This is a genomic window from Novipirellula sp., from assembly GCF_041583735.1.
Lineage (GTDB): Bacteria > Planctomycetota > Planctomycetia > Pirellulales > Pirellulaceae > Novipirellula.
The window spans coordinates 1-14,667 of the sequence record NZ_JBFHFD010000161.1; the positions used below are offsets into that span (position 1 = coordinate 1).

Annotated in this window: 9 protein-coding genes and 1 pseudogene; 7 read left to right on the forward strand and 3 right to left on the reverse strand. The window is 55.1% G+C overall.

Going from position 1 to position 14,667, the window contains the following annotated elements; genetic code table 11:
• On the reverse strand, window positions 1-1,388 hold a 1,388-nt coding region (locus ABX962_RS14010; RefSeq protein ID WP_372720403.1), incomplete at its 3' end, for a hypothetical protein.
• A gap of 199 nt (window positions 1,389-1,587) precedes the next feature.
• Between ABX962_RS14010 and ABX962_RS14015 the strand changes: the two genes are divergently transcribed.
• Genes ABX962_RS14015 through ABX962_RS14025 form a run of 3 tightly spaced genes read left to right on the forward strand, consistent with a single transcriptional unit; the run spans window position 1,588 to window position 5,887 of the window.
• Window positions 1,588-2,313 (forward strand): ABC transporter ATP-binding protein, encoded by a 726-nt coding sequence (locus ABX962_RS14015; RefSeq protein WP_372720405.1) that lies wholly within the window; start codon window positions 1,588-1,590, stop codon window positions 2,311-2,313.
• Window positions 2,314-2,316: 3 nt separating this feature from the next.
• Entirely contained in the window at window positions 2,317-4,680 is a 2,364-nt protein-coding gene (locus ABX962_RS14020) for an ABC transporter permease (protein WP_372720407.1), read from the forward strand.
• 1 nt (window position 4,681) lies between these two features.
• Window positions 4,682-5,887 (forward strand): efflux RND transporter periplasmic adaptor subunit, encoded by a 1,206-nt coding sequence (locus tag ABX962_RS14025; RefSeq protein WP_372720409.1) that lies wholly within the window; start codon window positions 4,682-4,684, stop codon window positions 5,885-5,887.
• 22 nt (window positions 5,888-5,909) lie between these two features.
• Here ABX962_RS14025 and ABX962_RS14030 read toward each other — a convergent pair whose 3' ends face one another.
• Both ABX962_RS14030 and ABX962_RS14035 read right to left on the reverse strand, forming a co-directional pair.
• The gene (locus ABX962_RS14030) at window positions 5,910-6,326 is read right to left on the reverse strand and encodes an OsmC family protein (protein ID WP_372720411.1); all 417 of its coding nucleotides are present in this window, start codon (window positions 6,324-6,326) and stop codon (window positions 5,910-5,912) included.
• A gap of 95 nt (window positions 6,327-6,421) precedes the next feature.
• Window positions 6,422-7,555 (reverse strand): substrate-binding domain-containing protein, encoded by a 1,134-nt coding sequence (locus tag ABX962_RS14035; protein WP_372720413.1) that lies wholly within the window; start codon window positions 7,553-7,555, stop codon window positions 6,422-6,424.
• A gap of 302 nt (window positions 7,556-7,857) precedes the next feature.
• Between ABX962_RS14035 and ABX962_RS14040 the strand changes: the two genes are divergently transcribed.
• The 4 genes and pseudogenes from ABX962_RS14040 to ABX962_RS14055 form a co-directional block, all read left to right on the forward strand.
• Complete coding sequence (locus tag ABX962_RS14040; RefSeq protein WP_372720415.1) at window positions 7,858-8,760, forward strand: DUF58 domain-containing protein; 903 nt, start codon at window positions 7,858-7,860, stop codon at window positions 8,758-8,760.
• Window positions 8,757-11,147: a BatA domain-containing protein gene (locus ABX962_RS14045; RefSeq protein WP_372720417.1), complete on the forward strand. Its 2,391-nt coding sequence runs from the start codon at window positions 8,757-8,759 to the stop codon at window positions 11,145-11,147. Before ABX962_RS14040 ends, ABX962_RS14045 begins: the two co-directional genes overlap by 4 nt.
• An 8-nt stretch (window positions 11,148-11,155) precedes the next feature.
• Window positions 11,156-13,627 carry a glutamine amidotransferase gene (locus tag ABX962_RS14050; RefSeq protein ID WP_372720419.1) on the forward strand — a complete coding sequence of 824 codons (2,472 nt, stop codon included), beginning with the start codon at window positions 11,156-11,158 and terminating at the stop codon, window positions 13,625-13,627.
• 3 nt (window positions 13,628-13,630) lie between these two features.
• Window positions 13,631-14,667 (forward strand): annotated as a pseudogene (locus ABX962_RS14055) (hypothetical protein); the annotation flags it as partial.

Consider the following 14,667-nt stretch of genomic DNA (forward strand, 5'->3'; position numbering starts at 1 on the left):
AGTGGGACCAGCGGAAATCGGTAGCGACCGAGAATAAAGAAGCCGACGATCGCGACGACCATGATCGAGATCAATGCGTATAGTAGCGTCAGCTCTTTCCAGCGGTTGCGAGTCATCACGATTCCAATTGCTGCCAATGGCGCGAGTAGACCGAACTGCCAAAACGAAAACAGCTTTAACACCACCGAATACTGTTGGTGAATAAACAGGCTTTCGACATCAGGGACTTCGAAATGATTGACAACCATTGCCGTTTTGCGAAACAGCAGTGAGATCCACGCGACCGGAGATTGCTGAATTTCACTCCAGGACTTTGCGAACCAGAACCGCGAAACTTCGCGTGCGGTCAACTCACGCCCCATTTCCTGTTCGGCCAATCGATGGGCGTCGCTTCGTTCATAAACGGGGGTTTCGTGACCTGGTACGAGCGGTTCATAGATTCCCGAGGCGCTGGCATTGTTGCCGATATAGAAGTTCGGGCCGGCTTGAAAGGTGGTCGGCGACCACTCGCCACCGAGCGATCCGTTGCGAGCAGCGACAGGCACCAGCACCATGGCAAGTCCGAGGATCATAGTGCCAGCCAGTGCGAATCGCTGGCGTCGCGAGAACGACGACGGAAGCCAAATCATCCAAATCGGAAACAGCGGAATCCAGAGCAACGCATTTTCGCGAGTCAGCACCAGCAGTCCTAAAAACAGCCCCGCAACGAGACTGAACAGAAAAACGATCCCCTTGGGGAATTTGGGCGTAAATGCGACCTGGGACGCTTCGTCACGACTTTTGGATAATGGATTTGCATTGACGAGGCCACTCGAAACAAACAGACGCGATTGAATCGAAAGGCTTGCCCATAACAGACCGCACAATAGGAACGAGGCCAGCGAGGTTTTTTGGACAATCCCGTCGTAATAGATCGCTGGCGAATAGGTCGCCATCATCACTCCCGCCACGACGGCGGTTCGCAGATCGAACACTTTCTTGGTGCTTGCGGCTAACAACACACAAGCAAGTGAACCGAGAATCGCTTGCGTGAAACGGATCCCGGGCACCGCGACCCCGCCGAATTTGATCAGGATTCCAAGGACATAAGGATACAGCGGCGCTTGATAAAACGTGGTGTCACCATACCAAGATCCCGCCGCAATTTTCTCGGCCCACGCATAATAAGTTGCGGCGTCACCGAGCAATTGTTGGGTCGAAGCGATCGCGGCGGTTTCAGTAAGACATATCCAACGCAGGATAAACGCGAGCACGCCAATTCCGGTCAACAGCGTCCAACACGGCACACCCAACCATTGCAAATCGGATTGTTGACCAGCGGCGAGCAGATTTTCAGTGCGGGGCGACTCAGTACTCGAAGAGTTCCGTCGCCTTCGTCGATTCGACATTCAAGACTCGAGATGAGGTGCAATGGTTGAGGTGCTGTGATAAGGTGCGATAACGATGGCATGCACGCCGCAGTGACGTGTGTCTGTTACGATTGTATTCTACGGTTGCGTTTATGTGAATCGAGTCAGCGATCAGCAGTGAACCGAAGTGACTAGCTTGATAGTAGTCTTGGCGGCTGAATTCTCAGTGATGATGAAAATGAATGACTTGACCTCGACCCAACACGCCATGTTCCGCGTCTGCAACGTCACCAAGGTCTATGACATGGGTGAAGTGCAGGTCCAGGCACTGCGGGGGATTAATCTTGAACTCTATGAGCATGAATTCGTCGTATTGCTCGGGGCGTCTGGAAGTGGAAAGTCGACGCTCTTGAACATCCTGGGCGGATTGGACGTGCCAAGCTCCGGCAGCGTTCATTACCACTCCCATGAACTGACTGGGGCCAACGACACCGACCGCACACGTTACCGCCGTGACCATGTCGGGTTTGTTTTTCAGTTCTATAATTTGATCCCCAGCTTAACCGCTCGCGAGAACGTCGAACTGATCACCGAGATCGCCAAGTCGCCGATGGATGCGATGGACGCTTTGGACATGGTTCGGATGAGGGACCGCGCCAATCATTTTCCTGCTCAATTATCGGGTGGGGAACAGCAGCGAGTGGCGATTGCACGCGCGATTGCCAAGAAGCCCACGGTGCTGTTGTGTGACGAACCGACCGGCGCGTTGGATGTGCAAACGGGAATCTTGGTACTCGAAGCAATCTCGCGTATCAATCGCGAATTGGGGACAACCACCGCCGTGATCACCCACAATGCCGTGATATCTCAGATGGCCGACCGCGTGATCTCGTTATCCGATGGCATGATCGCCGGGATCGAAAACAATACCGAGCGAATCGACGCTTCGGAGTTGCGGTGGTAAACGATGCGGAAGCTTGATCAAAAATTGGTGCGTGATTTGTTCCACATGAAGGGGCAAGTGTTTGCCATCCTCTGTGTGATCGCTGCGGGGGTGGCAACCTTTGTGATGTCGATGTGTGCGTACCATTCGCTACAAACCAGCAAAGAAACATTCTATCGCGATTTCCGCTTTGCCGACGTTTTTTCGCAAACACGCCGCAGTCCAAACGCGGTACTGTCACGCATTCGTCAGATCGACGGTATCGCGGCGGTCGAGACACGTTTAGTTTTTGATGTCCTGTTGGATGTTCCTGAGATGACCGAACCGGCGACGGCCAGATTGATCTCGGTCCCGGATTCCGGCGAGTGCCTGCTGAACAAAGTCTACATTTCGCGTGGCCGGATGATCGAGCCCGAGCGAACGGGCGAAGTGGTTGTATCCGAGGTGTTTGCCGACGCGCACGGATTTGTCGCAGGCGATGCGGTCAGTGCGGTGATCAATGGCAAGCGGCAAACGTTAAAAATCGTGGGCGTCGCGCTGTCACCCGAATACGTGATGCAAATTCAGCCAGGCAGTATCATGCCTGACAATAAACGTTTCGGCGTGTTCTGGATGAACGAGCGCGATCTCGAAGCCGCCTTCGATATGAGCGGTGCCTTCAATAGTGTCGCGATCAAATTGGCCTACGGCAGCAATGTCGAGGAAGTGATCGATCACCTCGATCGACTTCTGAAACCGTACGGCAGTGTGGGTGGATACGACCGCAGCGAGCAGATTTCGCACCAATATCTGTCGGATGAATTGAAGCAATTGCGTGCGATGGCAATCATGGCACCGGCGATTTTTCTGTCCGTCGCTTCGTTTCTATTAAACATCGTCGTTTCTCGGATCATCATTCAGCAGCGCGAGCAAATCGCCGCACTCAAAGCGTTTGGCTATACCAACGTCGAAGTCGGGTTGCATTACTTGAACTTCGTGCTGTTGATTTCAGTCAGCGGTACCGTGCTTGGAACCGCGTTTGGGTTATGGATGGCGTCGGGCATGACCCGTATGTACGGCGAATTTTACAAATTTCCAACGTTAACGATCAATGTCGATGCGATGTCGATCGCCTTGGGATTTTTGCTGACAACGACTGCCGCTTGTCTGGGCACATGGGTTTCGGTTCGCAAGGCCATTCGTTTGCCGCCCGCCGAGGCGATGCGTCCCGAGCCTCCGCCAAGATTCAAACCGACTCTGTTAGAACGAATCCTTCCACGAGAGAAACTACCCGCAGAGATGCGAATGATTTTGCGTAACGTCGCTCGCTATCCAATCAAAGCAGGATTATCGGTGGTGGGGATTGCGATGGCCGCAGCTGTAATGGTGCTGGGAAGTTTCTCGCTTGATGCGATGAACTACATGATGCATTTCCAGTTCCGTCTGGCACAACGTCAAGATTTGATGGTCACATTCGTCGAACCCGCGACCGCGTCGGTGATGTACGAGGTCCGCAATTTAGACGGCGTGTTGGACAGTGAAACGATTCGCAGCGTCGCCACTCGAATTCATTTCCAGAACCGATCACGGCGAATCGGTTTGATGGGGCTTGAGCGTGATGCGGCGCTGTATCGGTTGCTTGACAAAACTGAAAAAGCGGTGGTGGTGCCCGAATTTGGCGTGATGCTGAACACGAAACTGGCCCGTTTGCTCGGAGTACATCGAGGTGACTTTGTCACCATCGAGGTGCTCGAAGACAAACGGCCAACGTTGACCATCGAAGTTACCGCATTGGTCGAGGAATATGCAGGAATCAATGCGTATATCAACAAGCAACAATTGCATGCGATGTTGAAAGAATCCAATGTAGCATCGGGAGCGTTTTTGAAAGTCGATTCCAATCAATTGGATGATGTGTTTGCCGAGCTCGAACGTCGTCCCGGGGTCGCAAGCGTGACGATCAAGGACGCGGTGTTAAACAGTTTTCGTCAAACGGTCGCGGAAAACATTTTGGTGATGCGGTCGTTCATCATTTTCTTTGCCGCTGTGATCGCGATGGGCGTCGTCTACAATAGCGCACGGATCTCGTTGTCCGAACGCAGTCGTGACCTTGCGACCATGCGTGTGGTAGGGTTTACGCGAGGCGAGGTTTCAATGGTGCTGCTAGGTGAAATCGCTCTATTCACGTTGGTGGCGCTCCCGCTTGGATGTGGGATTGGATACGGCTTGGCCGGTCTGATGGCCAGCGGGCTGGACACCGATAACTATCGCATCCCCTTGGTGATCAGCCGTGATACGTATGCACTGGCCTGTGCGGTCGTCGTTACCGCCACGTTTCTATCGGGATGGGTGGTCCAGCGGCGCATTTTCCATTTGGATTTAGTCGGCGTGCTAAAGACACGAGAGTAACATGAAGTTTTCGTTAAAGACGCTGCTGTGGGGAATCATGATTGTCGCCGCGATCATGGCATCGATTTTCGCGATGTTCCCGAAACCGATCGAGGTCGAATCCGCAACGGCTGTCATCGGAACCCTGCAGGTGACGGTCCAGGAGGATGGCAAGACACGTATTCGCGAGAAATACATTGTCTCGGCCCCTGTGATGGGCCGCGTTTCCCGGATCGAACTTGACGCGGGGGACCATTGCAGCGAAGAAACTTTGTTGGCGGTTATCTTACCGAGCGTGCCTGCGTTTTTGGACGCCCGGGCTCAAGCAGAAGCGACCGCGCGGGTCCAGGCGGCTCGGGCGGCACTGCAGCGCGCCGAATCGGCAAGCGAACAAGCGGTCATCAATAACGAGTTAGCGATCACCAGATTTGAGCGGGCCCAACGACTGCGTCCTTCCAATGCGATCTCGCAAAGTGAGTACGACATCGCGAAAACCGAACAACTTGCGACAACACAAGCGATCAAGACGGCGAGGTTTGATGTGGAAATCGCAAACTTTGAATTGGCGATGGCTGAAGCGGCGGTCGAGCAGTTCGCCGATACCCATAACGACACCTCGGTGGTCCCGTTTGAGATCATGTCGCCGATCACCGGCCGCGTTCTGCGCGTGATACAACAAAGTTCCGCAGTGGTTGCGGTGGGCACGCCGCTGATCGAGTTGGGAGACCCACGTAACTTGGAAATCGAAATCGATGTGCTATCCACGGATGCGGTGCGAATTAAACCCGGTGCTAAATTGACAATCGAACATTGGGGGGGCGAGTCGCCGCTGAACGGTTATGTGCGAGTGATTGAACCGGGGGCATTTACAAAAATTTCGTCACTCGGGGTGGAAGAGCAACGCGTTAACGTCATCGCCGACTTTGACGAACCGCCCGATCGCATTGCGTCGCTCGGCGACGGCTACCGCGTCGAAACTCGCATCGTCGTCAACGAACTATCCGACGTCTTATTGATACCCAATAGTGCCTTGTTTCGCCATCAACGGAAATGGCACGTCTTGACCATGGTGGAGGGCAAAGCGAATCTACAGCCCGTTGCCATCGGATTGCAAAATGAATCGCAGACACAAATTATCGAGGGATTGAACGTGAATGACGAGGTGATCGTCTATCCCAGCGACACGTTGACCCCAGGGACGGCGGTGCGGGCGAAAGCGAGCACCTGAGCGAAATCACGGGGCAACAATCTCACTCGTAGATAAAGGTGATCGGCGCATCGATATCGGTATGCAAACTCTGGTGGACTGGACACTTTCTCGCCGCCGCCTCTAATCGGTCTCGCATTGCCGGATCGTCGACCAATCCGGCAGGCACGGTCACCGTCGTTTCCAACCGTCCGATACGGCGGACCGGTTGAGCGACCATTTCTTTGGTCACACTGACCTTGGTCCCGGTCAAATCGATCTCGTGCCGTTGCGCGACAAGCCCCAGAATCGTCAACACACAACTTCCCAGTGCCGTGGCGACCAAATCGGTCGGCGAAAAACTCGTGCCTTGCCCGCCGTTATCTACCGGAGCATCGGTGGTCAGTTGGTTGCCGCTAGGGCCGTGAGTCGCGCGGACGCCGAGGTTACCAGTGTAGATCGCTTGTATGTTGACGGACATGTTTAAAGGAATACTCGTCTCGAAGTGAAGTTGGTCAAAGTGAACTTGGGTAGGTTTCGCTAGCGGGCGCAGCAAACATTGCCTTGGCCGCGTCTTTATTTCGTTGTGCGAAGATTTCGCCGGTATTGGCCTGGGGTCATATTGGTCTCGCGGCGAAACACGACATGCATATATTCCGGATGGTCGAAACCGCAGAGCGCCGCGATGCGGTCCATGGGCAGATCGGTTTCCATCAACAATTGACGGGCCCGTTTGATTTGGACGTGCCGGATCTCTTGCTGTGGTGATCGGCTGAGCAGTTTGCGGAGTTGGCGTTCCAGCGTACTGCGAGACAAGCCCGAGTGCGCGATCACGTCTTGGACGGTGATTCCGTTACAAGCATTTTCACGAATATAGGAAAGCGCGGTCGCGATCGAGGGGTCATCGATGGCAACGATATCGGACGATTGCCGAACTTCGATTCCGACGGGGCGAACCACGTGCAGCAATTCATCAGGCTTCTCGCCCTCCATCAATCGCGACAGCAAACTGGCGGCCTGGAACCCCGTCTCTTCAGCGTTTGGGATCACGCTGGTCATCGACGGATCACATAATTCGCAAATCACACTGTCGTTATCGGTTCCGATCACCGCGACTTCTTCGGGGATCACCAGCTCCGCTTGAGCGCAAGCCTCGAGAACTTGCTGGCCCCGCACGTCACTACAACAGTAGATCCCGACGGGCAGCGGAAGCGTATTGAGCCAACGAACCAGTTCGGTCCGCTCGTCTTCGGCCGATCTGGCTTCGGGCCCTTGCCAGACAGAGCGATAGACCGCGCATTCTTTGCCGGGCTGGGCGACGTGACTCGCAAATGATTTTTCACGTCGCGTCGACCACTCTTCGTATTGAAATCCGCAGTAGGCGAAATTCTGGAACCCCCGTTCGTTCAGATGCTCCGCTGCCAATCGTGCGATTTCGTCGTCATCGCTACGGATCACCGGAAACCCATAGTCTTGTCCACGATCGGTCAATTCGACGATCGGGATGCCACTTTTCCTGACCGCCTTGGCAAACTCGGGCGTGGTGACTCGCGAGATGATCCCGTTACCCTTCCAATCGGCCAACCACGCCGGCGGTTTGGCGGTGAGGTCACGCTGTTCAAGAAAGATTGACCAATCATGATGCGTTTGCCGGAACCGGATCACCCCTTTTAGCAATTCCCGCCCGTAAATGGTTGAAGTTTCGATCATCAACGCAACGCGTTTTTTCTGCAGCATGAGAGTGAGCGACGTGGAAAAAGGAGATCGAGTCGAGTAATTACCGGGGCTAGGCCTAAAAGTAACGCGTTTGCCACCATACGGGTAGGCTAAAATGCAATCAATCACCGGGCGCAACTTGCCATGCAATCCTGTATATAATGGGGCGAGATCACCATTAAACGACTTGTTTTGGGTGTGTCGCCCCCCGAGATTGCCCCCCGCTGAAGTCAAATCTGAAGTCAAATCGAAGTTTGCCACGGTCCTGAGCTCCCACCCCACTGGTATCAACGTCCATGCGAATCCTGGATCTGGTCACCCCTCGCGAACTTTCACGCGTCGCTGCCTTGCAGTTGTTGGCACGCCAGATCGTTGAAGGGTTTTGCTCCGGAAGACACCGATCGCCACACAAAGGGTTTAGTGTCGAGTTCAAAGAACACCGTCAATATGTCCCCGGCGACGAACTCAAAAACATCGATTGGAAAGCATTTGGAAAGAGCGATCGGCTGTACATCCGCGAATACGAAGAAGAGACGAATCTGCGCTGCACCTTGTTGGTCGACCGCAGCGGTTCGATGATGTATCGCGGCGAGCGATCCAATGGGCTCAGCAAGGACGAATACACTCAGCGACTGGGGGCGTCGTTAGCCTATTTGATGCTCGGTCAACAAGATGCGGCGGGGGTGATCACGTTTGACGATCGTCCACGAACCATGGTCCCGACCCGCGGTCGTCCTTCGCATTTGCGATTGGTAATCGAGGCGATCAGCGGCCCCCCCTCGGGGCTCGAAACCGATCTCGGCGGCGCGATCAGCATGTTGGTTCCGAAACTCGGACGCCGGGGCTTGATCGTGATTCTATCGGACGCTATGGGCGACCTGGATTCGTTGAACCGGTCGTTGGCACAAATCCGATCGCGGAAACATGAAGTGATCTTCTTTCATATCCTGGATCCCGACGAAGTGGATTTTCCGTTCACCGGACGCGTTCAATTTCACGATCTCGAAGAGCGTGCTGACGACCAAACCGTCGACGCGGTTTCGATTCGCAAGGCCTACCTCGAACGACTCGAAAAACACAACACGCAATTGCGTGACATTTGCCGTCGACATCGCGTCGACTTGGTCAGCATCCGCACCGATCAATTGTATGATGAAGCGTTACATCAATACGTTGCCTTGCGGAGGCAATTGTCATGATGTTCTTAAACGGCCTGCTAGCGTTTGGTGCTCTTGCATTCACCATCCCGTTAGCGATCCACTTACTGTATCGAAGCAAGTTTAAAACGATCCAGTGGGGGGCAATGCACTTGCTGGAGCCTGTCGTACGGATCAATCGACGACGAATCCAGTGGATGCATCTCTTACTGCTGTTACTGCGATGTTTGCTGCCCATCCTGTTAGCATTTTGCTTGTCGCTACCGCTGTTGACCGGTTGCCGGGCCTTGCCAGGCGATACGGCACAAACCGTTGTGATGATCATCGACGATTCGCTTAGCATGGCGGCGCGAGACGAATCGGGCGTATCCAACGTTGACCGCATCAAAAGTCAACTTGGCGATTATCTCGGCAACTTGTCACGGCGAGACGAGATCATTTGGATGCCTGCCAGCGAAATTCACTCCGTCGCGTCGACGGCAGGCCGAGCAACGATGGGAACCAATGACGCACGAGACCGACTTCGCCGTTTGACCGCCTCCTCCGGTCCCTTCGACCTTGCCAAAGTCGTCCGTGCGGGGATCGCAGCGGCAGACAATGGGTCGCACCTCGAACGTCAAGTTTTGGTTGTTTCCGATTTCCAGAGCTGCAATGTCAACGATGCGTCACTGGAGGGATTAAAAACGCTGATGCAGGCTTCGCCAAGCGATCTTGCACGCCCCGCCATCCATTTTTTGAATATCGGAGGCACGCTAAACGCTCGGGAAAATCTATCCGTGGATTCGATTGAAACCATGTCGCCTGCGTTGGTGCCTGATCGCCGTACCACGTTTTCCGCGCGGATTCGCAACGCAAGTGACAAAGCGGTCAGCGATGCACGGGTGACTTGGTCGATCGATGGCGTCAACGCAGAGGCGGGCTTGGTCTCGGTCGCGGCACGTTCGACATCCATGATCAACCACACTGCGGCGTTTACCAGTTCGGGGATCCATGAAGTGGCAGTGACAGTCGAGCACCCCGACGCGCTGCTTGAGGACAATCGACGCAGTGTTGCCGTCGAGGTGATTCGCGAAATCGATGTGTTGTTGGTGGATGGGCAACCTGGGAAAGAGCCCCTTTCGGGCGAAACCGATTTCTTGGCAATTGCGTTAAGCCCGTTTGCCTTTGCCCAGCAAGACCAAGTCGATGCGGTACGAGCCTCGGTGATTTCGGAATCCGAACTGCTAAAACGGATGAGCGAGCAACCCCCGAATATTGTCGTGTTGGCCAACGTCGGCTCACTCAGCGACGAACAACAAGTCAAAATTGCTGACTTTGTCTACAACGGCGGTTCGTTGGTATTGTTTGATGGCGTGAATTTGACGAAAGCCGAGTACATCAAATCGTGGAAGTCCGGTGAGGGCGAAATGCCGCTTCCCGCACAACTCGATGTGATTATCGGTAGCCCCGATAGCGATACCGAAACACCGATGCGAATCGGAAATTTAAATTCGCAATACACGCCTTGGGCTCGGCTCGCTCCCGGCGACCAACGTCCGCTATCCGGCGTGGACGTGTTTGCGTATCGAAAACTGATTCCTCGCGTCATTCAAGCTCGCGTCATTCAAGACGGCAAGGGCAAGAACGACAATGCGAAGGCACCCTCCGACTCGGATTCGATCGTGCTGATGTCGATGTCCAGCGGCGATCCGCTTGTCGTATCGGCGCAGCGTGGCAGAGGACGTGTGGTCCAGTTCGCGATACCTGCGGATGATTCATGGACATCGCTTCCGCTACGACGCATCTACTTGCCGATGATGCAGCAGCTCGCACTCGATTTGATCGGCAGCGGTCGAGCCACGACCGTGATCACGGGCGAGCCGATGATTGTTTCGTTGGACGAGTTTCAACAGAACGATGACGTGGTGTCGGAATCCGAATCGACGGATGCCAAAAGCAATCCGTCCAAAACGAAAGCGAAGCAGGCTGCAGGCCAAGTTGCGGCGGATTCCGATGCGGAACCACCGATCTTCACGGTTCAACCACCGCGCTCGAGCGAAACCACGATTCCGCTGCCATCGGATTGGAAAGCGGACGAAGCGACTGAATTGGTATGGGCCGAGACCCGCCAGGCGGGGGTTTATCGTTTTCGGCAAATCCGCCGGCAAGCCGACGGCGAGCGTGTTGTGACGTCGACGGTCCGCGTTGCCGAAGTTCCCGCCGAGGAATCCCAGTTGCGTGACACGGAACCTGAACGGGTCGTCGCAGCGGCTGAGATGATCGGCGCGACGCTACACGCGGATCTCGATTCGATCGAATCCGCCGAACAAAATCGGCGGTATGGTCGCGAAATTTGGCGTTGGTTCCTGTTCGCACTCTTAATCGCGATGATTCTCGAGTTGGTGGTGCAGCAGCAAATCGTGCACAAGAATCACGGGAGCATCGCGTAATGGAGTTCATGCCTACGATTCGTTTCGCCGGTGATTTGCCTGGCGGTGTGGTGCTGGCGATGGCGCTCGCTGCGGCCTTTGCCGTGATGTGGTTCTACGCTCGTGAAACCCGCACGATGGCGAGTCCCTATTCGTATCTGTTACCGGCACTTCGTGCGGCCGCGGTCGCGTTGGTGATCTTTATTCTCGCTGGGCCGGTTTGGCATCGCCGCCAAGAGATTGGCACATTGGGAAAAGTCACGTTTGCGATCGATACATCGGCCAGTATGTCGATTACCGACAGCACGGGATCCGATGCGTCGGAGTCGCGGATCCGCCGAGCGACGCGTCTGTTGGTGGGAACGCCGGAGCATCCAGGATTGGTTGACCAACTAAGCGAAACGCATGACATCGAAGTGATCGGCTTCGGTTCGGCAGCGGCGGTACCGTTGTGGTCTAACCGTGACGAAGAGCCGCTTGAAACGGCACTGCAATTGATCGCCGAGGACCGCCGCACCAATTTGGCGTCCGCGGTCTCCGCTGCGACGGTCGATCTTGATGCCGCTGGCGTGCAAAATCTTGACGCTGCTAGCGTGCAAAATCAGGACGACGCGATCCGAAGCAAGCCGGCAAACAATGCGAATAAACCCGCAAACGCAAGCGAAGGCGAAAACGACACGGAACCAAACCGAATGCGTTCGGCGATCGTGATCTTCAGCGAAGGTCGCCACAATCTTGGCCCGTCGCCCGTCGACGCGGCTCGACGGATTGGATCGTCCGCAACCCAGGTGATGACGCTCGGCATGGGATCGGAAGACGAGCCAGTCGACGTCGGCGTATCACAGGTGATTCGTCCTGATTCGGTCGCTGCCGATGGGCGACTTTCCGGAAAGATCATCGTCAAGCAGTTTGGGATGACCGGCAAACCATTGGGGATGCGAATCGAACATCAGAACAAAACCGTGTGGCAACACACCATCACTCCGGACACTGAGGGCGAGATCGAAGTTCCCTATGATTTCGAAGTCGAATCCTTAGTCCAAGCCACTCAGCAAGCAAGCGTGCGTGGTGTCAGCCGCGATGCGGTCGCATTGGATTTGCGTGTCGTGGTGGACGGTGCTGCGGCATCCGATGCCTTTGCGAATGATTCGGACGCCGCGGGTAACATCATGGCAGAGAACGATTCGATGCCGTTTCGCGTTGCCGCCTCGATACGGGATCGCCGCTTGCTGATACTCGATGGATCGAGCCGCTGGGAAACACGCTACCTGCGCAATCTTTTCGAACGTGATCCGGCTTGGCGTGTCGACACGGTTTTATACGGCCCAGGAACCGACATTCCCAACATTACGCGAGGCAATCAAGCGGGACAATTCCCGTCCGATGCCGAAGCGATCTCGCAATACGATGCAATTATCCTGGGCGAGCTACCCCCCGAGCAATTCAAACATGCCGACGCCGCGTTGCTGCGTCAATTTGTAAGCCGCGGCGGCGGGTTGATTGTGATCGATGGGCGTTACCAACGCGTCCAAAAATTGGTTGAGACGTTTTTGTCTGATTTGATCCCCGTTATCTATTCGGGAGGCGATGCAACGATCGACGGTGGCAAGATTGTGCCAACCGTAACCGGCGGCGAACAACCGATGATGTTGCTCCGCCAGAGCGACAACACCGAGCTCAGTAATGTGGCCGATAGGTGGTCGCGACTGCCCACGCCTCAGTATGTCAACCAAGTGGAACCGCAAGCCGGTGCGGAGGTCTGGGCCAACACCGTTCAAGCCGGTGGGAAACCGAATCCATGGCTGGTGACGCGATTGTTTGGTGCCGGACGCGTCTTTTATGTTTCCTCGGATCAATCGTGGCGATGGCGTTATAAATTGGCCGACGAACTCCATGCTCGGTTTTGGAACCAAGTACTCAGTGCGGTCATGCAACCGCCCTACTCTGCTAGCGATTCCTTTGTCTCGCTGGGGACGGATCGCGTGGAATATGCGGTGGGTGATTCGTCACTGATTCGCGTTCGGCTGCAAGGCCCGTCTGGTAAACCGCTTGGCGATGCCACCGTCGATGCTTTGTTGGTCACCGAGGATCGGGTCGTCGCCACGGTCGCATTGTCGGTCGACGATCCCTCACGCGGTACCTATCAAGGCGAAACTCAGCCACTAGAACCAGGCGAGTATGAAGTGCGAATTCGGGCTAGTGGATTTGATTCAACCGCACTTCAAGCTACCACGCCGATTTGGGTGGGAACGCCCGACCACGCAGAACTCAGGCGTGTTGGACTTGATGCAAATGCGTTGATGCAGATTGCCCAGGCGGGAAAAGGATCGTATTTCCATGAATCCTCGGCCGATCAATTGCTCGAACAATTAAAACCATTGTCGAGTGGTTCGATCATTGAGTCGGATGTTTTGGTTTGGCAGTCGTTCTATTGGTTTTGGGTCGTCATCGCGTTGTTGACTGCCGAATGGTTGTTGCGTAAACGAGCAGGGTTGGTGTAAACGATGTCCGCAGCAGGCTCTTCCTTTCTAAATCATTTAAAACTGGATCCCGCCACCGCTTCGGCGCTGCAATCGTTCGCGCGTCGGCGACGATGGTTAATTGGGTTGCGCTGCGTCGCAATCGCGGTGTTGGCGTTTTTTAGTACCTTGTTTGTTGTTGCGATTGCGGATCATCTTTGGCTGCTGCCTGATTCATTGCGGATGATCCTTAGTCTATCGGCTTACATGATCACTGCGGCAGTGCTCTGGTTTTTTGGATTGCGGCATCTTCGCCACGAGGACCCTCGAGAGCTTGCTCGTCAACTCGAATCGACCGCACCACGTGTTCGCGACGACCTGCTTTCCGCTGTCGAACTGGCCGACCCACGGTTTTCCAACGGATCGTTAGAACTGCAAAACCGATTGCAACACTCCGTCGGGCGACGGTTACAGAAAGTGGACGTCAGCGGATTGCTTCCGTTGGCAATGATCCGCAAATGGTTGATCGCGGGGTCCGTGGTTTTGGCGATTTGCTTGTTGTTGGCGCTGATTCCCTCGTTGCAGTTTGGTCGCCGGATCGCGCGAGCGATGTTGCCGATGGCGTCGATCGAGCGGGCGTCGGATATCAAGGTCCGGATTGTCGAGCCCACACCGGCAACTCGCCATGTCGCCGAAGGTGATGCCGTCGCCGTGGTCGTCGAGGTGCTTTTCCCCCGTTCCCCAACCGACTCGCAGCCCACCACTAACGATCGACAAACTGCCGAGGATCAAGTGATCATCGAGTGGATGGTTGAGGGTGAGACATTCCAGTCCGTGATGTTGTCGCGGGCGCCACTGTTGAGCCCGCAGCCAGGTGATTCACCGACGTCACTCAATGCAACTTCGCTGAGCGATACCACTGCGAGCGTATTTGCGGCCAATTTGTCGATCAAAAAAACGCCGGTTCGATACCGGGTGCTGGCCGGAGATGCGGTGACGCTGTGGCACACGTTGACACCTCTGCCACGCCCCCGCGTGGTTTCGTTCGAGAAACGATACCAGTTTCCCAAGTACTCGAAACT